The following is a 17,758-nucleotide window of genomic DNA, read 5'->3' on the forward strand; positions in this document are numbered from 1 at the left end:
AACGTAGAAAATGTCATATGTGAAAAAATGCACGAAAAACATTTGCTTTTCGAAAGAAAGTCGCTTGCGGGAACATCTAGATCAAACGGATAGAAGGCTGGTCAAGCTGCTGTCGCAAGATGCGCAAGCTGGCGTCAATCGCCTTGCCGAGAAAATGGCGATATCCGTACCGACGGTGCGTTCGCGCCTTCGCAATTTGCTCGACCGGAACCTGGTCAAGATCGTCGGACTGCTCAACCTCACTGAGCGTCCTGAATTGATCTCGGCCATCGTCGGCATCAATGCCCAAGGACGCGGGCGCGCTCTCGAAATCGCACGGCGGATTGCCGAACTGCCGTTTGTAAACTCCGCGTCGGTGGTCACCGGTCGCTTCGACATCATCGTCGACGTGACTGTCGCCGGCGACATCGCAGACCTCTACCGCATCACCAGCGAGCTGATTCCGGGGGTCGGCGAATTGGGCGAAATCGTGCGCAGCGAGACCTTCGTGGTCATGGCGTCGTGCAACAGATGGGTCAGCCTGCCGGATGGCTGCTGGTCGGACGGGGTCGAGCCGCCCGCGCGCAAGGAGCCCGCATGAAAATTGCCGTTCTGGGCGGCCTTGGCCTGCAGGGGAGGGCGGCGATCGCCGATCTCGCTGCCAGTGCAGACGTCGAAGAAATAATTTGTGTCGATACCGCGCCGGACGGCGCCGCACGGCTTGGCGGCCTGGCCGATCTCGGACGCGTCCGTTTTGTCGTCCCCGAAGGGCCGACCCGGACGGCGCTCGCCAAAGTAATGCGAGACGTCGACGCCGTGATCGATCTCATGCCGCTGCCGCTGATGCGTGACGCGGTTCTTGCGGCCATTGAGACGCGCACGCCGCTCGTCACGACAAATTATGCCAAATCCATTGCCGATCTCGCTCCGGCGGCGGAAGAGGCTGGCGTCCCGATCATGACGGAATGCGGTCTCGATCCGGGCATCGACCTCGTACTGTATGCGCGCGCCGCGCGGCAGTTCGACACCATAACGGTGATCGATTCCTACTGCGGCGGCATCCCCGAGCCGAAGGCGAGGACGGAGCCGCTGTCGTACAAGGTGAGCTGGAATCTCGACATGGTCCTGATGAGCCAGAACCGCGCCAGCGTCCTAGTCGAGGACGGCGAGCGGGTCGAGGTTTCGGCCGGCGAGCAACACGACAATCGGTTCATCCATGAAATTTCCGTCGACGGCCTTGGCATGCTCGAGGCGTTCCCGAACGGCGATGCGCCCCGTTACGCGGCTATGCTTGACGCCGCTGGCGGACTGCAGCGCACCGGCCGCTACTCCTTGCGCTGGCCGGGCTGGTCCGCGTTCTGGGCGCCGCTGAAGGAACTCGGCTTTCTCTCGGAAGCCCCGGTGCCGGGTCTGCCCGCAAGTGTCAGTCCGAGGGAGTTCCTCGGCAGGCTGCTCGGCCCGCAGCTGCAATACGGCGCCGACGAAAAAGATCTGTGCGTAATGCGCAATGTCTTCCGCGGCGTCGAAGGCGGTCGACGCAAGACGGTGACGTCGGACTTGGTCATAGAGCGCGACCTGAAATCCGGCCTGTTCGGCATGAGCCTTGGCGTGGGGTACCCAGCAAGCATCGTCTCGCAAATGCTGGCGCGGCGCGAGATCGCGCAGCCGGGCTTGCTCAACCCGATGACGCACGTGCCCGACGGACGATTTCTGGACGAACTGGCAAGGCGGAATATCCACGTGTCCGAAACAGTCACGTGGGATTCCTAGAGCAGGAAGAGATTTTCGGGCGAGCGATCGGCAAAATGGCGGACGCCGCCGAAAAGAAGGCCCAAGAGGGGCGGGACATAACCGAAACAAGGAGGAACACCCAATGAAGATTGCCAATCTGTTCGTTGCAGGCCTTGCGCTGCTGAGTATCACTGGTGTTGCAAGCGCCGGGACACTTGACGATATTACGGCGCGAGGAGAGCTGCGTGTCGCGGTACAGACCCAGGGGCCCCCGTTCTCCATGATCGATGCTGCGGGCGCGCGCACCGGCAGCGCCGTCGAACTCGCTGAGCTGATGGCGACGGAGATGGGCGTAAAGATCGTTTTTCTGGATTTTGACTGGGACGGTCTGATCCCGGCGCTCATGTCCGGCAAGGCCGACCTTCTGGTCGCCGATATGACGCCGACCCTGCCGCGAGCGATGAAGGTCGCCTTCACCAAGCCGTTCATGTTCACGGGCAGCACCGTCTTCACCAAGGCCGGCGGCAAGTTCGGTTCGACTGAATCCTGCGGAGCGGCCGGAACGAAGATCGCCGTGCTGCTTGGCGCTACGGGTGAGAAGGAGGCGAAGAAGGCCTTCCCGGAAGCCGACATCAAGAGCTACAAGGGCGGCGGCCCGCTCCTGCTCGACGCGGTCAACAACGGTCAGGCTGATTGCGGCGTCAACGATGTCTCGGCGGTCAAGGGCCAGTCGACCGCATATCCGGCAGGGACATTCACCATCATGCCGGAAATGCTGTCGAAGGAGCCGCTCGCCTTTGCCACGCGCTACGATTCGCAGGACCTTCTGATCTGGATGAACCTCTTCCTCGATCAGGTCGCGCTCGACGGCCGTCTGCAGACGAACCTCGATTACTGGGTCAATTCGGACGACTGGAAGAAAGACCACTAAGCGACAATAGGCTCGGGCGGTTTCGCGCGGTCTTCGGATCGTAGATTCCGTCCGCGCCGTTCGCGCCACGCCCTTCGAACAGGTCACCCGACAGATCGTCTAGATATGCTCGAAAACTTCAGCTTCCGCACCATTGTCGAGTACCTGCCCCTGTTCGGGCAGGGCCTCGTCGCGACGGTGTGGTTGTCGCTGATCTCCTTTGCCGGAGCGCTGGCCGTCGGGATCGTTCTCTGTGCAATGAACCTGCAGCGCGAACGGTTTCTGCAGGTCCCGGCGAAAATCTACATCGACGTCATCCGTGCGACGCCCCTGCTGGTGCAGCTCTATTTTCTCTATTTCGGCCTGCCCCGGCTCGGTATCGTCCTGCCGGAACTCGTCGTCGGCATCCTCGCTCTATCGCTGAACAGCGGCGCTTACATCGCCGAAATCATTCGGGCCGGCATTTTGTCGATCTCGCGCGGTCAGATCGAGGCCGGGGTTGCCTCGGGTATGACCTATGTCCAGCGAATGCGCCTCGTCATCCTGCCGCAGGCTTTTCGCGTGACCATTCCGCCCCTGCTCGGGCAAGCCATCGTGCTGGTGAAGGATTCCGCGCTGCTATCCCTGATCTCGGTTGCGGAACTGACACGTGCCGGCCAGCTTCTCGCTTCGGACCGGTTCATGCCGGCCGAAGGTTTCATCACCACGGCGGCGTGCTACCTCGTGCTTTATTACGGTCTCAAGGGGCTTGCGGCACTTTCCGAGGGCTGGCTCGGCTTGCGGCCGGTGAGGAGCCGCGCGTGATCTGGCAGCAACTCCAAGGCCTCATCGGGAGCTACCCTCTGGCGCTGCGTGGCCTTGGCATGACGGTCATGCTGTCGCTCACCAGCCTCGTGCTGGGCACGCTGATCGGCTTCGGCCTCGGCGTGCTGCGGACGGGCGGCAACCGCCTCATAGCCGCCGCGATCGGCGCCTGGGTCGATCTGATCCGGGGAACGCCGTTCCTGGTGCAGATATTCCTGATCTTCTTCATCCTGCCCGAACTCGGCGTCGAACTCGACGCGTTTACCGCCGGCATCATCGCGCTGACCAACCTTGCCGCGTGTTTCATCTGTGAGATCGTGGCCGCAGGCATCCGCTCGGTACCCACGGGCCAGGTCGAGGCGGCGCTCGCCTCGGGCTTGTCGCGATGGCAGCGAATGCGGCAGGTGGTGCTGCCGCAGGCGATGCGGGTGGTCCTGCCGCCGCTCGTCGGGCAATATGTCCTTCTAATCAAGGATTCCTCGGTCGTCTCCGCCATTGGGCTGACCGATCTCACCAGGGTCGGCTGGCTCGTGGTTCAGCGGGTTCCCAACGGCCTCCTGGTTTTTGCCATCGTCGGCGTTGGCTATTTTCTCGTGTGCTATCCGCTCATCCTGTTCGCACGCCGGCTGGAGCGCCACATGAGCGCCGCGCATGGCGAGGTGAGATTGTGAGCACCGTCCGAGGCCCCATCAAAGAAGGCAGCCAAGCGTGATCGAGTTTCGCGGCGTCAACAAATGGTTCGGATCGCTTCACGTGCTCAAGGACATCACCCTCAGCGTCGAGCCGCGCGAGGTGGTCGTCGTCTGTGGCCCCAGCGGCTCGGGCAAGAGCACCCTAATCCGCTGCATCAACGGCCTTGAAGCGACGCAGGATGGCGATCTCGTCGTCGACGCGCAACGTGTCGGCGCTCCCGCAACCAACATGACGCTGTTGCGCACCGAGATCGGCTTCGTCTTCCAGCAATTCAATCTCTATCCGCACAAGACTGCGCTGGAGAACGTTACGCTGGCTCCTATCCATGTGCGCAAGACGCCCCGCGCCGAGGCGGAGAAAGCCGGGCGCGAGCTGCTCGCCAAGGTCGGGCTCGCCGACAAGTTCAATGCCTATCCGTCGGAACTCTCAGGCGGACAGCAGCAGCGGGTGGCGATCGCCCGCTGCCTTGGCATGCGCCCAAAAATCATGCTGTTTGACGAGCCCACGTCGGCGCTCGATCCCGAAATGATCAGCGAAGTGCTCGACGTCATGGTCGCAGTCGCCGAGGAGGGGATGACCATGATGGTGGTCACCCACGAGATGGGCTTTGCCCGAAAAGTCGCCCAGCGGGTCGTGTTCATGGATCAGGGGGCCATCGTGGAGAGCGGCACGCCGGAGGAATTCTTCTCCGCCCCCCAAACCGACCGCAGCCGCGCCTTCTTGAGCAAAATCCTGCGTCACTGAACAGTGGCGGCCTTGGCGCCGTGCTTTAATCATTCGCCCCGACATGAGGCCGAACTTCCCAGGCTCATGCACCAATGCTGCGTTCGCTGAGTTGAGAAAAAGGCGGCTTTGTGCCTGGTCTCATGTCTGCTCGTCTCCTCAAGCCGTAGGAGCCTGACGCCTTCCGGGTTGGCGACGAAGGAGGCGGCGGGGCGTGCCATCGGCCCGCAAGCTGAAGCCGGGCGCGTTTTGTCGGAGTGAGTGGCAACCATCCGGCGACCGAAAAAAAGCCGCGTCAATCTAGCCGCAACTGGTCGGCCGTTTTGATCGAGAACTGTTCTCGATTGAAAAGTGCCGAAAAAATCACCGGATCACCTTCTTATGTGATATGGTGAAATCCTGGCCCGAAAAATTAACAAAAACAAAGGAGGCCGCGATGAAAGATTATTTTTCATTTCAGCTATTCATGAGAATGTCGACTGCGTTGTTTATTGGTGTTGCCACCTATTCCATGATCTTTGGACATACATGGTAGCGTCAAGCCCTGGGCTTAAACCGTCTCGAGAGGCAGGATCATGGCACTGACATTTCCCAATCTGAGTCGCAGCTACGACGCGACGGGGAAGCGCATCCGCTTTCTTGGCCATGACGGCATGGTTCAGATTTCCTTCTCCGTCGAGATCGATGCGATCTCGAAGAAAACAGCTGAACCCGCCAACGCGGAAATTGACTATTTGGCGGCTTTCGATGCGGTGCGCGGTTTGGTTCACGACATGGCGCGGAATGCCTACTCCCGCGGTCGCAAAAACATGTACGCCCTGACGTCGGCCGATTTCAAATAGCGCCGGCAATATCTGGTAGTGGCGACCGACGTCGTGTCGCGCAGTTTACGTCTTATCGACGGAAGTCGGGAGTTTCTTGCCCTTGCCGGCGCTCCGCTTCTTTTTGGGTTCGACGGGTTTCAAGGCCTCCGCGGCGCGATCCTGCTCCTCCTTGGCGAGGCGCAACTCCCGTAATTTTGCCGTCTTGATAGCCCTGGCTTTTGCTTCCGATTGATATTCGGCGGTCGCCTTGTTTCGTTCAGCAGTTTTCTTTTGGGTCTCGATGAAACGCGACTGTGCCTTTTCCATAATGTTTTGATTTGCATCCGCCATTGCGCAATTCTCCTTCGCGATTAAAAATATCAGACATGGACGTCCTTATGTGAAAATAGGTGTTTTCAATCAGAAATTCAATTTGTAGCTATTTTCATTTTGGCCGGTAATTCTGCAATTTCATACCGAATATCATTTCAACATGTCTGGGAAGCGCGGAGATTTATTTTTAGCACTCCTATCATTCGAGTGCCAAAGGGCCTAATACAAAGGCGCGGCCCACCTATGCGCCGGCCGCAGAAAGAATCCCAAATGAAATTCCGGCCACTTCACGACCGCGTCGTCATCCGACGCGCCGAAGGCGACATCAAATCCAAGGGCGGGATCATCATTCCCGACAATGCGAAGGAAAAGCCACAGGAAGGCGAGGTGATTGCCGTCGGTCCGGGCTCGCGCGACGAAAGCGGCAAGCTGATCCCTCTCGACGTGAAGGCTGGCGACGCTGTCCTGTTCGGCAAATGGTCGGGAACCGAGGTCAAGATCGACGGCGAGGATCTCCTTATCATGAAGGAGGCCGACATCATGGGCATCATCGACAAGGCCGAAGCGGCCAAGAAAGCTGCCTGACCGGGCGACTTCCCGCTCTCCTCATTTCAAGACTGAACTGGACGAAAATCATGTCTGCCAAGGAAATCAAATTCGCCACCGACGCTCGCGACCGCATGCTGCGCGGCGTCGAAATCCTGAACAACGCCGTCAAGGTGACGCTCGGTCCCAAGGGCCGCAATGTCATCATCGACAAGGCCTATGGCGCGCCGCGCATCACCAAGGATGGCGTCACCGTCGCCAAGGAGATCGAGCTTTCCGACAAGTTCGAGAACATGGGCGCGCAAATGGTGCGCGAAGTGGCCTCGAAGACCAATGACCTGGCCGGGGACGGCACCACGACCGCAACTGTCCTCGCCGCCTCCATTCTTCGCGAAGGTGCAAAGCTCGTTGCCGCCGGCATGAACCCGATGGATTTGAAGCGCGGCATCGACCTTGCCGTGGCCGCCGTCGTGAAGGACATCCAGGCCCGGTCCAAAAAAGTGAAATCATCGGACGAGATCGCCCAGGTCGGCACGATCGCCGCCAATGGCGACGCGTCCGTCGGTGCGATGATCGCCAAGGCGATGAAGAAAGTCGGCAACGAAGGTGTCATCACCGTCGAGGAGGCCAAGACCGCCGAGACTGAGCTCGAGGTCGTCGAGGGCATGCAGTTCGATCGCGGCTATCTTTCGCCTTACTTCGTGACCAACGCCGAGAAGATGCGGGTTGAACTGGAGGATCCGTACATTCTCCTGCACGAGAAGAAGCTGGGCAGTCTGCAGGGTTTGCTGCCGATCCTCGAAGCCGTGGTGCAGAGCGGCAAACCGCTGCTGATCATCTCCGAGGACGTTGAAGGCGAGGCCTTGGCTACGCTGGTCGTCAACAAGCTGCGCGGCGGCCTCAAGGTCGCGGCGGTCAAGGCGCCGGGCTTCGGCGATCGCCGCAAGGCCATGCTGGAGGACATCGCGATCCTGACCGGCGGTCAGTTGATCTCGGAGGATCTCGGCATCAAGCTCGAGAACGTCACGATCGACATGCTCGGGCGGACAAAGCGCGTGCTCATCGAAAAGGACACGACCACGCTCATCGACGGCTCTGGTGAAAAGAAAGACATCTCGGCGCGTGTCCAGCAGATCAAGGCGCAGATCGAGGAAACCACCTCGGACTACGACAAGGAGAAGCTGCAGGAGCGGCTGGCGAAGCTTGCAGGCGGCGTGGCGGTCATCCGCGTCGGCGGCGCGACCGAGACGGAAGTCAAGGAAAAGAAGGACCGCATCGACGATGCGCTGAACGCAACCCGCGCAGCCGTGGAAGAGGGCATCGTCGCCGGGGGCGGCGTGGCCCTTCTGCGGGCCAAGGCGGCTCTGACCGAGCTAACCGGAAGCAATGCCGACGTGACGGCGGGTATTTCGATTGTCTTGAAAGCGCTCGAAGCGCCCATTCGCCAAATCGCCGAAAATGCCGGCGTTGAAGGCTCGGTCGTCGTCGGCAAGCTGATGGCCGGAAAGGATTCCGACCAGGGGTTCAACGCGCAGACGGAAGCCTACGTCGACATGATCAAAGCCGGCATCGTCGATCCGGCCAAGGTCGTGCGCACCGCGCTGCAGGACGCGGGCTCCATAGCCGCGCTCCTTATTACCGCCGAAGCCATGATTGCGGATGTCCCGCCGAAGGACGCGCCCGCTGCCGGCAACGGCGGCGGCATGGGCTACTAAGCAGTGCCTGAACGCCCGGCCGCAGGCGGCCGGGCGTAATCAATGCAAAGAAAAACGCGCAAAGGCGACGGAACCGCAGGGGTGGCGCCGGACTTTCTCCGAAGCAGCAATGCTGAGGATTTGAATGGCCACCGAGCAGATCAGTCCGCGCTATCTCAGTCTGGATTCGTGGTCCACGGCCGAAATGATGGCCGCCATGTACGAAGGCCAGCTTTCGGCTGCAGCCGCAGTACGTGGCGCGCTGAACGACATAGCAGCCGCAGTGGATGACGCCGTGCCGGCGCTGCAGCGCGGCGGCCGGATCGTCTATGCGGGCGCTGGCACCTCGGGCCGTATCGCCGTGCAGGACGGAACGGAACTGCCGCCGACTTTTGGCTGGCCCGCCGACCGGGTCGTATATGCGATGGCCGGAGGTCTCGGCGCCTTGGTCGAGAGCGTCGAAGGCGCCGAGGACGATGAGGAAGCCGGGGCGGCGGCCATGGCGGACGCCCGCATTGGCCCGGACGACGTCGTCCTCGGAATCGCGGCCAGTGGAACTACCCCCTTCACGATCGGCGCACTGCGCGCCGCCAGCACCGCCGGAGCGGTCACGATCGCGCTGGCCAACAATGCCGGCGCGCCTTTGTTCGTGGTGGCCCGCCACCGAATCCTGGTGGAGACTGGAACGGAAGTGATCGCCGGCTCGACGCGCATGAAGGCGGGCACAGCGCAGAAGATCGTGTTGAACCTCTTCTCGTCAGCGGTCATGGTGCAGCTCGGCCGCGTCTATCTCGGAATGATGGTGCATATGCGCGCCAGCAACGCCAAACTGCGGCAGCGGGCTGAAGGCATGGTACGCCAAATCGTCGGCTGCGACGCCGAGAGTGCGGCGCGCTACGTCGAGCAGGCGGAGGGCGACGTCAAGACGGCGGTCATGCTGGGCTTCGGGCTCGACCCGGCCGAAGCCGCCGCGGTTCTGGAGCGGCACAAAGGCAATCTTCGCGACGCTGTGGACGAGGTCAGACGCATATAATCATGCGATCTCTGGCCTTGGTGTGTGGAAGCCAGGAGCGAAATCGGACCAGCGATCTTTGGAACCAAGAGCGGGCGATCGCGTTTGTATCGTCGGCCATTTGGGAGTGGGACCAGGCCGGATGGAGGAAAGGGTTTCGCGTACGCGACCGGTAGCGGTTCGCCGGCAATCTTCCAGGCTGAAAGGAAAAGATCGTGACGTCAGCGGAATACGAAACCTTCGAAGAACCGGTGCCTGTATTTGTGGGTCTGGGGTACCTGACCCGTATCGAAACTGTTTCACAAGCCTACGCCCTCCTGTCAGATTGGCCATGTGGCCAGAGAGATCCCGCGCATGCCGTGGCGCTGAACGCCTGCAAGGCAGCGCTGGCGCGCGAGATCGATTCCGAGACGGCGCGGAGTGCATTTGCCGCTTTCGCGAGCAAGAAAGGCATTCTGGCGTCCGAAGCCGATCCGGTAGTGGCCGCGATTTCCACAGGCGCGCTGGATCGGCGCATTCCAGGCTGATTTTCCGCGGGGCCGCGCGGGCGGCCCACGCAGGCGGCTTTGCAGCTATTCGCCCGCTTGCAGCGTCAGACCTTGCGCATTCACGGCCGGCCGCTTGCGGCTGACGCGGCGCTGAGGCTTCGGTCTCAGCGTCGCCTCGAACCATGACACGGTTTCGCGCAATCCGTCGGCCAGCGCCACGCGCGGCTCCCAGCCGAGGAGCCGTTTGGCCCGCCCGATGTCGGGCCGGCGGCGTTGCGGGTCGTCGGCAGGCAATGGTCCGTAGATGACCGCCGACGTCGTGGGAACCATCGCCAGCACCATTCCGGCGAGCTCGTTGATCGAGAACTCGCCGGGATTGCCGAGATTGACCGGCGCGCCGGGGTTGGGATCGGTTTCGATCAGCGCGATCAATCCCCGGACGAGGTCGGATACGTGGCAGAACGACCGCGTCTGCTCGCCGCTGCCGTAGACGGTCAGCGGTTCGCCCCTGAGAGCCTGAACGATAAGATTGGAGACGATGCGGCCGTCATCGGCCTGCATGCGCGGTCCATAGGTGTTGAAGATGCGCGCAATGCGGGCATCGACGCGGCCGGCGCGCAGGAAATCGAAACAGAGCGCCTCGGCGGCGCGCTTGCCCTCATCGTAGCAGGCGCGCGGGCCGGTGCAGTTGACGCGGCCGAGATAGTCCTCGCGCTGGGGATGCTCCTCCGGATCGCCATAGATCTCGCTGGTGGAGGCCTGAACGAAGACCGCGCCGTGGGTTTCGGCGAGCGACAGGAGATTCTTGGCGCCTGCCACGCTGGTCATCATCGTGTGCACCGGATCGGCCTGGTAGTGCTTTGGCGAGGCCGCGCAGGCCAAGTTGAACACCCAGTCGACCTGGCGCGGCAGGGATAGTACGTCGCACACATCGTGCTTCACCAAAGTGAAATCCGCATTGTTCCGGAGCGCCGCCACATTGCGAAGCGAGCCGGTAAGAAGGCTGTCCACACAGATCACGCGGTGTCCCGCCGCCAGAAGCAGAATCGCAAAGATGAGAGCCGACGAAGCCGGCCCCGCCTGCGACCAGCGCGGCCTTTCTCTTTAGCCGTCCGTTGCCGCCATGCATCTGTTCTTCCTTCCCGTACTATGCGCCAAGCACGACCTACGCCGCGCTTTCCGCCAACGTTCCCGCCCGCTCCGAAACCCTTCCGGACCGCCGGGCTGCTGCAAACCGGGCCACGAGTTCGCGCGCCCTGACCACGCCCGTGTGGCCCGCCATCACCCGCGCTCGCGCCGCCCGGGCGATCGCCTTTCGCCGCGCCTCGCTTGTCTCGGTCAACGTCGAAACGATCTCGTCGGTCGAGTGGGCGATGACGATCGCGTCACCATCCGGCAGCAGGCGGTCGAGGCCATCCCAGAAATCGCTGATGATCGACGTGCCGCAGGCGGCGGCCTCGAATAGCCGCACGCTGGGCGACCAGCCGGCCTCGATCATGTCGGCGCGCGTCACGTTGAGGGTGAAGCGCTGGCGGCTGTAGAACGAGGCGTGCTCGGCCGGCGGCAAATGCTCGATCCGTTCGACATTGCGCGGCCAGTCGATGCCGGCCGGATATTGCGGGCCGGCGACGACGAAGCGCCTGTCGGGAAGACGCCGGGCGGGCTCGATCAGCAGCCGCTCGAGTGCCGGCTGCCGGTCGGGGCTGTAGGTGCCGATATAGCCGAGATCCCATTCGACCGGCTCGCCGGTCGCGCGGTATTGCGCGGCGTCCACCGAGCAGTAGAGGGCGGCGGCGTTGCGGGCGCCGAATTCGGATTCCAGCCTGTCGAGCACCGGCCCGCCGGAAAACGAGAAATATGCGTCGAACAATGGAATCTGTCGTCGCGCCAGATATTCCTCATCGCGGTTGGCGAGCTTGGCCAAAGTGACCGGCGTGTCGATGTCGTAGAAGAACAGTGGGCCTGACCGGATGGCCGCGACTGCGTCGATGACCTGCACGCCTTGCGGCACGTAGGAACCCACGATCACCGCGTCGGCGTCGCGAATGGCCTTGGCGAAGCGGCTCGTCATGTCCGATACACCGTCATAATATTTGAGGACGCAGAAGTCGGGATCCGGCAGGTCGCGGCTGTCCGCATACCAGGGAACATCCCGCTCCAGGAACAGAACCGAGTGGCCAAGCGCGTGGAGGCCGCGCAACAGGCTGCGGAACGTCGTGGCGTGTCCGTTCCCCCATGACGAGGAAAGGGAAAGTCCTATCACCACGATGTCGAGCGACGAGCCTTTCATTCAGCCGCCTCCACCACCGCCCTGCCGGCGAAGCTCCGGAAGATGCGATCCGCCTCGGCGGCGCGATGCGCGTAGGTATGTTCGCGCAGGACCCGCTGCAGGGCTCGTTGCCCGATTTCGCGGGCGCGCTCCGGCGAAAGCGCCTGCAGCAGGTCGCCGACATCCTGCCCGTCGCGCGCGACCAGTATCTCTTCGCCATCCTTCAGGAACAGATCGACCCCCGTCCAGGCGTCGGTGATCATGCAGGCGGCGGCGCCAGCCGCCTCGAAGACGCGTGTCGCGGGCGAGAAGCCGTTTTCCGCCATGCTGGAGCGGCTGATGTTGAGCACCGCCTTGGGTGTCGAATTGAAGGCGTTGTGGTCGCGGGTCGGCACGTGGCCGATATAATTAACGTTGGCGGCCATCGGTTTGTCTTGCCACCCGGCGCCGCCGAGCAGGAAACGATTGCCCGGCAGCCTTGCGGCGGGCGACAGGAAGAAGTCTTCGACCCGCGCCTCGCGGTCGGGCAGGCGATTGCCGAGAAAGCCGAGATCGGCGGCGAAACGCTGGTCGGGAGCAGCGGGATGGTGGGTCTCGGGGTCGAGCGCGTTGTAGATCGGGACGCATTCCGCCGCGCCGATCTGCCGGTAATCGTAAACGACCGGGTCGCCTCCGCCATAAGTCATAACGATATCGATGCGCTTCAGCGCCCGATGCATCGGGTGGGTGGGGTTGGCGCGCAGTTCGGCCAGCGTCGCGGGTGCATCGACATCCCAGAATATCCTGAGCGCTCCGCGGCGGGCCCAGGCCAGCGAGTGTTCGAGCAGCGCATTGTCCTCGAACCCGACGCCGCTTGCCTTCACGACGATGTCGGCATTTGCCGCTTCGCGGGTCACAGCCCGCAACGCCTCGATGGTGCCGTCATAGACCACCACCTTGCACCAGTCGGGCGGGTCGATGTCGCGATGGTTCTGGCGGTCGTAAACGTCTGGCTCGTAGAAGGTGATGTCGTAGCCGCGCGCCGCAAGCGCTTTAAGCAGGCCCCGATAATACGTCGCCGCCCCGTTCCAGTAGGACGAGAGCAGGCTTGAGCCGTAGAACGCGATCTTCATTGGGCAGCTTCCCTGGATGCGAGTTGATCGGTGACTCGTGCCGAACCGTGGTTCGCCAGGATGGCGAGCAGTTCGTCGACGCGGTGACGGCATGTATGCCTGGCGCGGATCGTCTCAAGGCCGGAGGCGGCCAGCGCGTTCGCCATGGCGCGATCGAAGAGCACCTGCCGCAGAAGCGTGGTCATTTCCCCGCCGCTGCGGGCGAACAGGAAATCGCCGGGCCGGAACAGTCCTTCCACGTCGTCCCATGGCGCCGAAACCAACGGGATGCCGCAGGCCAGCGCCTCGAACATCCTGATTGTCGGTATGCCGGGCAGGGATTCCACATAGGGACGGCGCGGAATGTGCACCGTTGCCTGGTGCTGCGCGAAGGCCATGGGCACGTCGGCATTGGCGATCCAGCCGCGATAGCGCAAACCCGCCCCGCGGAGCGCGGTCTGCGCTTCCTCCGGGTAACGGACCCCACAGACTGTGCCGTCTATGCCGAGTTCGGCGACCGGCTTGATCAGAAACGCATGCAACTCGGCGGTGCGCTCGTCGTCGCCCCAATTGCCGATCCAGACGAGATCGCCCGTCTTCTCGACATCCGGCAACGGACGGAAAAGCCGGTCGTCGGCCGCCTCGTGCCACGTGAACACAAGCCGGCCCCAGCCGGCGTCGAGATAGCGCTGCCGCAGCGTTTCGCCGAACGCCAGTATGCCGTCGTAATCCTGCAGGATGAGGTCGGCGATGGCCCGCTGCTGCGAGACTGCGCGGTGGTGCGTGTCGTGAAAGAACAGCGTGAATCTGCCGCCGTCGCGCCGGGCGCGGCCAATGCGTGCGACAAGCCCGGGTTCCGTCCATTCGTGCACGATCACCACATCGGCTTCATGCAGCGCAGCTTGGTGGTCGAAGTCCGGCCCGTAGGTCCGGGAAACCAAGCCGGGAAAATCGCGGCGGAAGCGTTCGACCGCGAGCGGGCCTCGTTCCGCCAGCAGATTGCGGCGGCTCCAGCCGTCCTCGGGTTCGAGAGCGATCGCCTCGTGCCCCCGCGCGACGAGGTCGCGCATCACACCGCGAAGAAAATGCGCGTTGCCGTGGTTCCAGTCCGAAACCAGCGAGTGGGTATAGAGGAGGAAGCGCATCGCTACACCGCCACTTTCAATGGCCGGGCCGAACGCGCCGCCGCCTCATAGACGCGAAGCACCGCCGCGGCCTGCGCGGCCGGCGTAAAGCTCTGCGAACGGGCAAGCGCCTTCGCGCCCATTTCCGTGCGCAGGCCCTCGTCGGCGGCGAGCATGTTGACGGCATCCGAAAAGGCATCCGGCCGGTGCGGGTCGGCGAACAGTGCCGCGCCGTCCCATAGTTCGCGATAGGTCGCGATGTCGGACAGGACCAGCGGCGTCGCCGAGCGGGCAGCTTCCAGCGCGGCGAGACCGAAAGGTTCGTAGAGCGATGGCGACACGAAGATCCCGGCGCTGGCCATCATGGCGCGGACCTTCCCGTTCGGGATCTCGCCCATCTGTCTCGTTCCGCCAAGGGAGGCCGCTTCGCCGCCGGGGCTGGTCGTCGGCCCGGCAACGACCAGCGGCCAAACCATCGCTCCGGCGGCCTTGACGAGCGCGCTGGCGTTCTTGCCGTCGTCCCACCAGCGGCCGGCGGCGAAGACGAAGTTTCCTTTGGGGGCAGAGGGCGGCGGCGACCGGTCGGCAACAGCGTTGGGAACGACGGCGAGGCGCGGAAGCGGCCCGTAGCAGGCGCAAAGCATGTCGGCATGGCTGCGGCTCGGCGCCATGACCGCATCGGCGCGGTCGAAGCCGGCGCGGTTGGCGCGCCGCTGCCATGCCCAGCCGTCGGGAACCAGTGTGCCCCGCACCGCATGGAACCATGTCACCACGCATGAATGGGAAACCGCGACGACTGGGCAGGAGACGTCGAGCCCGCGCGCTTGCGACGGCAGATTGAGATGGATGAGGTCGACCTGGTGCCTGTCAGCCATCTGCGCAATCAGCCGCGGCAGCGCACTGAGCTCCGATTCATCCTTGGCCATCCAGTCGAGCGGTGCATCGAGCCACTCGAGGGCTCCGATCGCCATTGCCTCGCGCCGCTGGCCTATCGAGGGAGCGGGTCCGAAACCCGCGAATACTGTCTCGACGCCCTCGGTTCGCAATGCAGCCGCGAGATCCATGGCGTAGCGCCAGACGCCGCCCACGGCGTCGATCGTCATCAATATGCGGCGCGGCGGCATGGTCAGGCCCTGCAGCATTGCCGTTCCAGGACCGGAAGCGGCAAAGGTTGCTGTTCCTGGATGTCGCTGAAGGCGTCGAACGAGGCGAGGTAGTGGTCGTGGGCGCGCTCCCAGGCGCTGTCGTCCGGCTCGCCCCACATTTCGCGGTAGCTCGGCGAACTTGGATAGGGATAGAGCGGTACCGGATCGTTGGCCCACACGCCGTTGGAAATCAGGTGCTTGCGCCAGTAGTCGACCAGCGACTTCTCATCCTGCACGACGCCGATCAGGTTGGCCTGGACGAACGGCACATGGCGGCGCGCCTTGATCAGCAGCGCGGCCAGTTCATCGGTGCCGAGGCGGCAGCGCTTGGCCAGCATTTCGCGGCCTTCCACGGTCAGGCTTTCCAGCCCTGCCTCTACCGACACGCATCCGGCCGCGCCTAGAAGCTCCAGCAGTTCCGGTTTCCAGAGATCGATACGCGTCTGCACGCCGAATTGGACGTCGCGGTCGACCAGCGCCTCCAGAAGGGCCTTCTGCGGCAAGAATATCTCGTCGATGAAATAGATGTAGCCGACGCCCTGCGCGATCAGCGCGTCGATCTCTTCGACGATCGCCTCATGATTGCGCCGCCGGTAGGCATCACGAAAATCGATCTTGGCGCAGAAGCTGCAATTGTATGGGCAGCCGCGCGAGGCCTCGACTTCCGCCCCAAAGCCGCGCGCCTCACTATCGAAGCGATGATGGTGGTGATCGTGGTTGGCCAGCCATTCCGCTGGCCATTTCAGCGCCGGATGGTCGACGAAGGAACTTGCGTGGACAGGCCCGTTGACGATTGTGCGGCCATCTTTGAGGTAGGCTGTCGAGGCAACGTTGCGCCAGTCGCGGCTTGACGCCAGTTCCGCGATAACTTCCTCGCATTCGCCGCGCACAACGATGTCGACGCCGAGCTTGCGCAGCGTCGGCGCTGGCGTCGCCGAGGCGTGCGGACCGACCGCGACGGTCGCGCCGGCGCTGTCGCCAAGCGCCGTCAGGAATTCGGCCGGAACCCGCAATTCAGGCGGCGCGCAACGCCAGAATAGGTAGGTCGGGGCTGTGGTGACGACGGTCATATCGGGTGAGAAATCCGCCACACGGGATGCGAGCGCCTGATTGTCGATATGCTGCAACTGCCCGTCGAGCACCAGCACTTCATGTCCGTCGCGTTCGAGCTGGGCCTTGCAATAGCCGAACTCCAGCGGCAGATGCGGATGGCGGCATCCGAAATAGATGCTGCCGTCATAGGTCCAGGACGGATTGACCAGGGCTACTCTCATGCGGTGATCCTCCGCTCAGGAATGGCCTGCTTGTCGGGCGTGATGCGGTTGGTCTCCAGCCAGCGCGCCAGGTCCCCGACGCCTTGGCGCCAGCCGATCCGCGGCTTCCAGCCCAGCGCCGACTGGATCTTCCGGGTATCGGCCACGAAGTAGAATTGATCGCCCTGCCGCCAGTCTCTGTATGTGACGGAAATTTCGCAGCCGGTGATGCGGCCTATTTCGCGCAGCAGCAGGCGCAGGCTGACGGCGTTGAGCGGCCCGCCGCCGAGGTTGAATGCGTGACCCTTGACGGAGCCGATGGCGCCCAGCACGGCGCGGTAGGCAGCGACCGCGTCGGTGACATGCAGTATGTCGCGAACCTGCTTGCCGTCGCCATAAATCGAGATCGGGCGGCCTTCGAGGGTGCGGATGAGGAAATGCGCCACCCAGCCCTGATCCTCGGTGCCGAACTGGCGCGGCCCGTAGATACAGCTCATGCGCAGCACGGCCGTCGGCAGGCCGTAGCTCTTGGCATAATCGAGCACGTACTGGTCGGCGACGCCTTTCGAGCAGCCATAGGGTGTGCAGAAATCGAGCCCGCGTGTTTCGGCCACGCCGTTACCGCGGACGGTCTCGTCGGCGGGGATATAGCGGTCGTCGATCTCGACCATGGCCATGTCGCCGAGGCCGCCATAGACCTTGTTGGTGCTGGCGAAGATGACGGGAATACGCCTGCCACCCTTCCGCACCGCCTCGAGCACGTTGATCGTGCCGCGGGCATTGACCTCGAAATCCTCGAGTGGATCGGCGAGGCTGGTCGTCACCGCGGTCTGCGCAGCCAGATGGAACACCGCCTTTGCGTCGGCAAAGGCCGGCTCGATCGCAACGCTATCGCGAATGTCGGCGACAAGCGGGTGCACCCTGGCTCCGTAGCTCTCCTTCAGCCAGGCCAGATTCTGGTCCACGCCGGGGCGGCTCAGATTGTCGACAACAACAACATCTTCGCCGTCAGCCAGCAGGCTGGCGGCAAGGTTGGACCCGATGAAACCGCTGCCGCCGATGACTACGACAGGCGAGGCCTTGCCGCCTACTGCCGGCTTTGCCAATTTAGCCACGCCCTCGGCCACGGCGGCTCCGGCGTCCGCCGATGGGGGAAGCTG

At 63.2% G+C, this 17,758-nt stretch carries 17 protein-coding genes and 2 pseudogenes; 11 read left to right on the forward strand and 8 right to left on the reverse strand.

Translation table 11 applies throughout. The features are described from left to right. Positions 1 to 64: 64 nt before the first annotated feature. The 7 genes from ACG873_RS28830 (at position 65) to ACG873_RS28860 (ending at position 5,682) form a co-directional block, all read left to right on the forward strand. Positions 65 to 580 (forward strand): Lrp/AsnC family transcriptional regulator, encoded by a 516-nt coding sequence (locus tag ACG873_RS28830; RefSeq protein ID WP_394889240.1) that lies wholly within the window; start codon positions 65 to 67, stop codon positions 578 to 580. Further along, a complete protein-coding gene (locus tag ACG873_RS28835; RefSeq protein WP_394889241.1) occupies positions 577 to 1,749 on the forward strand; it encodes a saccharopine dehydrogenase family protein in 1,173 nt (390 codons plus the stop codon). The genes ACG873_RS28830 and ACG873_RS28835 overlap by 4 nt, the downstream gene beginning before the upstream one ends. Positions 1,750 to 1,852: 103 nt before the next feature. Then, complete coding sequence (locus tag ACG873_RS28840; RefSeq protein WP_394889242.1) at positions 1,853 to 2,641, forward strand: ABC transporter substrate-binding protein; 789 nt, start codon at positions 1,853 to 1,855, stop codon at positions 2,639 to 2,641. Positions 2,642 to 2,746: 105 nt separating this feature from the next. Then, positions 2,747 to 3,424, forward strand: coding sequence for an amino acid ABC transporter permease (locus tag ACG873_RS28845; RefSeq protein ID WP_394889243.1), 678 nt, complete (start codon positions 2,747 to 2,749; stop codon positions 3,422 to 3,424). Further along, positions 3,421 to 4,095, forward strand: a complete 675-nt coding sequence (locus tag ACG873_RS28850) for an amino acid ABC transporter permease (RefSeq protein WP_394889244.1) — start codon at positions 3,421 to 3,423, stop codon at positions 4,093 to 4,095. The genes ACG873_RS28845 and ACG873_RS28850 overlap by 4 nt, the downstream gene beginning before the upstream one ends. A 37-nt stretch (positions 4,096 to 4,132) precedes the next feature. Beyond that, on the forward strand, positions 4,133 to 4,861 hold the full coding sequence (locus tag ACG873_RS28855) for an amino acid ABC transporter ATP-binding protein (protein WP_394889245.1): 729 nt from the start codon (positions 4,133 to 4,135) through the stop codon (positions 4,859 to 4,861). Positions 4,862 to 5,415: 554 nt separating this feature from the next. Then, a complete protein-coding gene (locus ACG873_RS28860; RefSeq protein WP_394889247.1) occupies positions 5,416 to 5,682 on the forward strand; it encodes a DUF1488 domain-containing protein in 267 nt (88 codons plus the stop codon). A gap of 45 nt (positions 5,683 to 5,727) precedes the next feature. On the opposite strand, the gene ACG873_RS28865 is transcribed toward ACG873_RS28860, so the two are convergent. Further along, on the reverse strand, positions 5,728 to 5,994 hold the full coding sequence (locus ACG873_RS28865) for a hypothetical protein (protein WP_394889248.1): 267 nt from the start codon (positions 5,992 to 5,994) through the stop codon (positions 5,728 to 5,730). 252 nt (positions 5,995 to 6,246) lie between these two features. On the opposite strand from ACG873_RS28865, the gene ACG873_RS28870 reads away from it, so the two are divergent. From ACG873_RS28870 to ACG873_RS28885, 4 genes are all read left to right on the forward strand, one after another. Then, complete coding sequence (locus ACG873_RS28870; protein WP_394889249.1) at positions 6,247 to 6,561, forward strand: co-chaperone GroES; 315 nt, start codon at positions 6,247 to 6,249, stop codon at positions 6,559 to 6,561. A gap of 50 nt (positions 6,562 to 6,611) precedes the next feature. After that, positions 6,612 to 8,237, forward strand: a complete 1,626-nt coding sequence (gene groL, locus ACG873_RS28875; RefSeq protein ID WP_394889250.1) for a chaperonin GroEL — start codon at positions 6,612 to 6,614, stop codon at positions 8,235 to 8,237. Between the two features lie 124 nt (positions 8,238 to 8,361). Beyond that, the gene (locus ACG873_RS28880) at positions 8,362 to 9,249 is read left to right on the forward strand and encodes an N-acetylmuramic acid 6-phosphate etherase (RefSeq protein WP_394889251.1); all 888 of its coding nucleotides are present in this window, start codon (positions 8,362 to 8,364) and stop codon (positions 9,247 to 9,249) included. A 194-nt stretch (positions 9,250 to 9,443) separates the two neighbouring features. Beyond that, complete coding sequence (locus ACG873_RS28885; protein WP_394889252.1) at positions 9,444 to 9,755, forward strand: DUF982 domain-containing protein; 312 nt, start codon at positions 9,444 to 9,446, stop codon at positions 9,753 to 9,755. 45 nt (positions 9,756 to 9,800) lie between these two features. Here ACG873_RS28885 and ACG873_RS28890 read toward each other — a convergent pair. The 7 genes and pseudogenes from ACG873_RS28890 to ACG873_RS28920 all read right to left on the reverse strand — a co-directional run. Beyond that, positions 9,801 to 10,845, reverse strand: a pseudogene (locus ACG873_RS28890) (UDP-glucuronic acid decarboxylase family protein). A 36-nt stretch (positions 10,846 to 10,881) separates the two neighbouring features. Next, positions 10,882 to 12,006, reverse strand: a complete 1,125-nt coding sequence (locus ACG873_RS28895; protein WP_394889253.1) for a CgeB family protein — start codon at positions 12,004 to 12,006, stop codon at positions 10,882 to 10,884. Next, complete coding sequence (locus tag ACG873_RS28900) at positions 12,003 to 13,097, reverse strand: CgeB family protein (RefSeq protein ID WP_394889254.1); 1,095 nt, start codon at positions 13,095 to 13,097, stop codon at positions 12,003 to 12,005. Before ACG873_RS28900 ends, ACG873_RS28895 begins: the two co-directional genes overlap by 4 nt. Further along, the gene (locus ACG873_RS28905; protein WP_394889255.1) at positions 13,094 to 14,221 is read right to left on the reverse strand and encodes a CgeB family protein; all 1,128 of its coding nucleotides are present in this window, start codon (positions 14,219 to 14,221) and stop codon (positions 13,094 to 13,096) included. Before ACG873_RS28905 ends, ACG873_RS28900 begins: the two co-directional genes overlap by 4 nt. 2 nt (positions 14,222 to 14,223) lie before the next feature. Beyond that, positions 14,224 to 15,342: a glycosyltransferase family 4 protein gene (locus ACG873_RS28910; protein ID WP_394889256.1), complete on the reverse strand. Its 1,119-nt coding sequence runs from the start codon at positions 15,340 to 15,342 to the stop codon at positions 14,224 to 14,226. After that, complete coding sequence (locus ACG873_RS28915; protein ID WP_394889257.1) at positions 15,327 to 16,619, reverse strand: TIGR04295 family B12-binding domain-containing radical SAM protein; 1,293 nt, start codon at positions 16,617 to 16,619, stop codon at positions 15,327 to 15,329. Before ACG873_RS28915 ends, ACG873_RS28910 begins: the two co-directional genes overlap by 16 nt. Next, positions 16,616 to 17,740 (reverse strand): annotated as a pseudogene (locus tag ACG873_RS28920) (NAD-dependent epimerase/dehydratase family protein); the annotation flags it as partial. The pseudogene ACG873_RS28920 and the gene ACG873_RS28915, both read right to left, overlap by 4 nt. Positions 17,741 to 17,758 lie beyond the last annotated feature (18 nt).

Origin of the sequence: Allomesorhizobium aridi (assembly GCF_043769475.1) — a bacterium.
Taxonomy (GTDB): Bacteria; Pseudomonadota; Alphaproteobacteria; order Rhizobiales; family Rhizobiaceae; genus Allomesorhizobium.